This window comes from Bacillus sanguinis, assembly GCF_018332475.1.
Taxonomy (GTDB): domain Bacteria; phylum Bacillota; class Bacilli; order Bacillales; family Bacillaceae_G; genus Bacillus_A; species Bacillus_A sanguinis.
The window spans coordinates 1-4,227 of the sequence record NZ_BOQB01000272.1 but is presented as its reverse complement, the minus strand read 5'-3'; the positions used below and the strand labels follow the sequence as shown (position 1 = coordinate 4,227).

Genomic DNA, 4,227 nt, shown 5'->3' with positions numbered 1-4,227 from the left:
CGGAAGCAAAGAAGTTAGGCGGGGGATCAACTGCCCGTAAAAGCCCGATTGGTTCAACTAATAATCACTGGGGGATGAACAAAACCCCCAGTGATTAAAGTTTCACTTTATTTCATGCTTTTTTGAAAGGGTGTTTTTAATGGATAAAAAAGTATCTGCCATTCCTCAGCCGAAAACATATGGACCGCTGGGTAATCTCCCATTAATCGATAAAGATAAACCGACCTTATCCTTTATCAAGATAGCGGAAGAGTATGGTCCCATTTTTCGAATTCAAACTTTAAGTGATACGATCATTGTCGTTTCTGGACATGAACTGGTAGCAGAAGTATGTGATGAAACACGGTTCGATAAAAGTATAGAGGGTGCTTTAGCAAAGGTTCGTGCCTTTGCTGGAGACGGATTATTTACAAGCGAGACTCACGAGCCTAACTGGAAAAAAGCTCATAATATTTTGATGCCTACATTCAGTCAACGGGCAATGAAAGATTACCATGCCATGATGGTCGATATCGCTGTACAACTCGTTCAGAAATGGGCAAGACTGAATCCAAATGAAAACGTGGATGTTCCAGAGGATATGACTCGACTTACATTAGATACAATTGGTCTATGTGGTTTTAATTACCGATTTAATAGCTTTTATCGTGAGACCTCTCATCCTTTTATCACTAGCATGACCCGTGCTCTAGACGAGGCGATGCATCAATTGCAGCGACTGGATATAGAAGACAAACTCATGTGGAGAACGAAACGTCAATTTCAGCATGATATTCAATCCATGTTTTCTTTAGTAGATAATATTATTGCTGAACGTAAAAGTAATGGAAATCAGGAAGAAAATGATTTACTTTCCCGTATGTTACATGTGCAGGATCCGGAAACTGGGGAAAAATTAGATGATGAAAATATTCGTTTCCAAATTATCACTTTTTTAATAGCTGGGCATGAAACAACAAGTGGATTGTTGTCTTTTGCAATTTATTTTTTATTAAAGAATCCGGATAAATTGAAAAAAGCCTATGAAGAAGTAGATCGGGTTTTGACAGATCCTACTCCAACATACCAACAAGTTATGAAACTAAAGTATATCCGGATGATTTTAAATGAATCGTTACGTCTATGGCCTACTGCTCCAGCATTCAGTCTCTATGCAAAAGAAGATACAGTGATTGGTGGGAAATACCCAATTAAGAAAGGAGAAGATCGTATTTCTGTTCTTATTCCACAGTTACATAGGGATAAAGACGCGTGGGGAGACAATGTGGAAGAATTCCAACCTGAACGATTTGAAGAGCTGGATAAGGTTCCTCATCATGCTTATAAGCCATTTGGAAATGGTCAGAGAGCATGTATCGGTATGCAGTTTGCACTTCATGAAGCCACACTCGTAATGGGAATGCTGCTGCAACATTTTGAATTCATCGATTATGAAGACTATCAGCTGGACGTAAAACAAACATTAACGCTAAAGCCTGATGATTTTAAAATTAGGATTCTACCCCGAAATCAAACTATTAGCCATACTACTGTTCTTGCGCCTACAGATGAGAAACTGAAAAACCGTGAAATTAAGCAGCAAGTTCAGAAGACTCCTTCTATTATTGGAGCCGATAATCTTTCGCTTCTTGTTCTGTACGGCTCGGATACAGGGGTAGCAGAAGGTATTGCAAGAGAATTAGCAGATACAGCTAGTTTAGAAGGTGTTCAAACGGAAGTGGCAGCTCTTAACGATCGAATTGGAAGTCTGCCAAAAGAAGGAGCGGTTCTTATTGTAACTTCTTCTTATAATGGAAAGCCGCCAAGTAATGCAGGACAGTTTGTGCAATGGTTGGAGGAATTAAAACCGGACGAGCTAAAAGGTGTTCAATACGCAGTTTTTGGTTGTGGAGATCATAATTGGGCTAGTACTTATCAGCGAATTCCAAGATACATTGATGAGCAAATGGCGCAAAAAGGAGCAACAAGATTTTCTACACGTGGAGAAGCGGATGCAAGTGGTGATTTCGAGGAACAACTCGAGCAATGGAAACAAAGCATGTGGTCTGATGCGATGAAGGCATTTGGATTGGAACTTAACAAAAACATGGAGAAAGAACGCAGTACATTAAGTTTACAATTTGTCAGTCGTCTTGGAGGATCTCCTCTTGCGCGAACATATGAAGCAGTTTATGCGTCTGTATTAGAAAATCGTGAACTCCAATCATCCAGCAGTGATAGAAGCACTCGACATATCGAGATATCTTTGCCAGAAAGCGCTACGTATCAAGAAGGAGACCACCTTGGGGTGCTGCCAATTAATAGTCAGAAAAATGTCAACCGAGTTTTAAAACGCTTTGGATTAAACGGGAAGGATCAAGTCATACTGAGTGCAAGTGGGCGCAGTGTAAATCACATACCTTTAGACAGTCCTGTTAGTTTATTTGACCTTCTTAGTTATAGTGTCGAAGTTCAAGAAGCAGCTACTCGAGCACAAATACGAGAAATGGTGGCATTCACAGCATGCCCTCCTCATAAAAAGGAATTGGAATCATTATTGGAAGACGGAGTTTATCATGAACAAATATTAAAGAAACGTATTTCAATGTTGGATCTTCTTGAAAAGTATGAGGCTTGTGAAATTCGATTTGAACGTTTTTTAGAACTTCTTCCGGCGCTTAAACCGCGTTACTATTCAATTTCAAGCTCTCCACTTGTTGCACAGGATCGTCTGAGCATTACGGTTGGTGTTGTTAATGCACCTGCATGGAGTGGGGAAGGGACATATGAAGGAGTCGCTTCTAATTATTTAGCTCAGCGTCATAATAAAGATGAGATTATCTGTTTCATTCGAACGCCACAATCAAACTTTCAATTACCTGAAAATCCAGAAACACCAATTATCATGGTTGGACCGGGTACTGGAATTGCACCATTCCGTGGATTCTTACAAGCGCGTCGCGTTCAAAAGCAAAAAGGTATGAACTTAGGACAAGCACATCTATACTTTGGTTGCCGTCATCCTGAAAAGGATTATCTCTATCGTACAGAACTAGAAAATGATGAAAGAGATGGATTAATCTCTTTACACACAGCTTTTTCTCGCCTAGAAGGATATCCAAAAACATATGTACAGCATGTAATAAAAGAAGATAGAATCAATTTAATTTCGCTATTAGATAATGGAGCCCATCTTTATATATGTGGTGATGGAAGTAAAATGGCTCCTGACGTAGAAGATACCCTTTGTCAAGCATATCAAGAAATTCATGAAGTTAGTGAACAAGAAGCAAGGAATTGGTTGGATCGTGTACAAGATGAAGGGCGATATGGAAAAGATGTTTGGGCTGGTATATGAATGTTTCTTAATTAAATAAGTAATATGTAACGAATGAATTTCTTTTGAATAGGTGAATAACTTATTTATAAAAATCCCGTATGTTTATTCGATACGGGATTTTCTTATTTTTAATAAGCTGGACTGATACTGTAGAAAATAATAGGTAATTCATTTGACAATTAAAATGACCTACTATAATATATATGCCATAGCATATAATTAATAAAACAAATACATTCATCGTGAATAATTGACTGGTATGCTATACTCTTTTATATATTAATTTGTAGAGGTGATACATGAACTTACATGATTTAATAGGCTATCTTGTTCATCGTACTGATGTGAAAATGACGAATTATTTTACGAAGAAATTAAAGCCTTTTGGAGTTACGCCAGAGCAGTGGGGGATTATTAGTGTTCTTTGCAGCCAAAGAGCCACTACTCAAAAAGAGTTAGCAGAAGCGATTGATAAAGATCAAACTACTGTCGTAAGAATGATACAGTCAATGGAGAGAAAAGGGATTGTAAAGAAGGCTTTGAATGACCAAGATAGGCGTTCACACAACCTTTTTTTAACTGAAAAAGGTGACCAGTTAAAAAAAGAAATCTTACCTGTAGTGACAGACGCTCATCATTTTGTGACGAGTAATTTGAGCGAGGAAGAGATTAAAGTATTACAATCATTATTAAACAAATTGTATGATACACGCTATTAATACTTGTTCCTTATTGATGATATTCATAAGGAACAACCTTTGTTTTATGTATTATACATGCTATAGCATGTAATTTGTTTGTTTCGAGAAATGGTGGAGATAGCTTTATTTTGTATAATATTTGATTCAGGATCACGTTTTTTCCTAGTACCAGTCAAAATTTCGCATTGTATATGCTATAGCATATAA

2 protein-coding genes are annotated in these 4,227 nt (G+C 37.7%); both read left to right on the top strand.

All coding sequences use genetic code 11. From position 1 onward, the window contains the following. The first annotated feature begins 139 nt into the window (after nt 1-139). Nucleotides 140-3,337, top strand: coding sequence for a bifunctional cytochrome P450/NADPH--P450 reductase (gene cypD, locus KI369_RS23670; RefSeq protein WP_212957613.1), 3,198 nt, complete (start codon nt 140-142; stop codon nt 3,335-3,337). 281 nt (nt 3,338-3,618) lie between these two features. Further along, nucleotides 3,619-4,038 carry a MarR family winged helix-turn-helix transcriptional regulator gene (locus KI369_RS23665; protein WP_212957611.1) on the top strand — a complete coding sequence of 140 codons (420 nt, stop codon included), beginning with the start codon at nt 3,619-3,621 and terminating at the stop codon, nt 4,036-4,038. Nucleotides 4,039-4,227: the final 189 nt, after the last annotated feature.

Bases quoted from the DNA above. Each gene is read 5' to 3' on its own strand.
- cypD (WP_212957613.1), top strand. From the start codon at position 140: ATGGATAAAAAAGTATCTGCCATTCCTCAGCCGAAAACATATGGACCG.
- KI369_RS23665 (WP_212957611.1), top strand. From the start codon at position 3,619: ATGAACTTACATGATTTAATAGGCTATCTTGTTCATCGTACTGATGTG.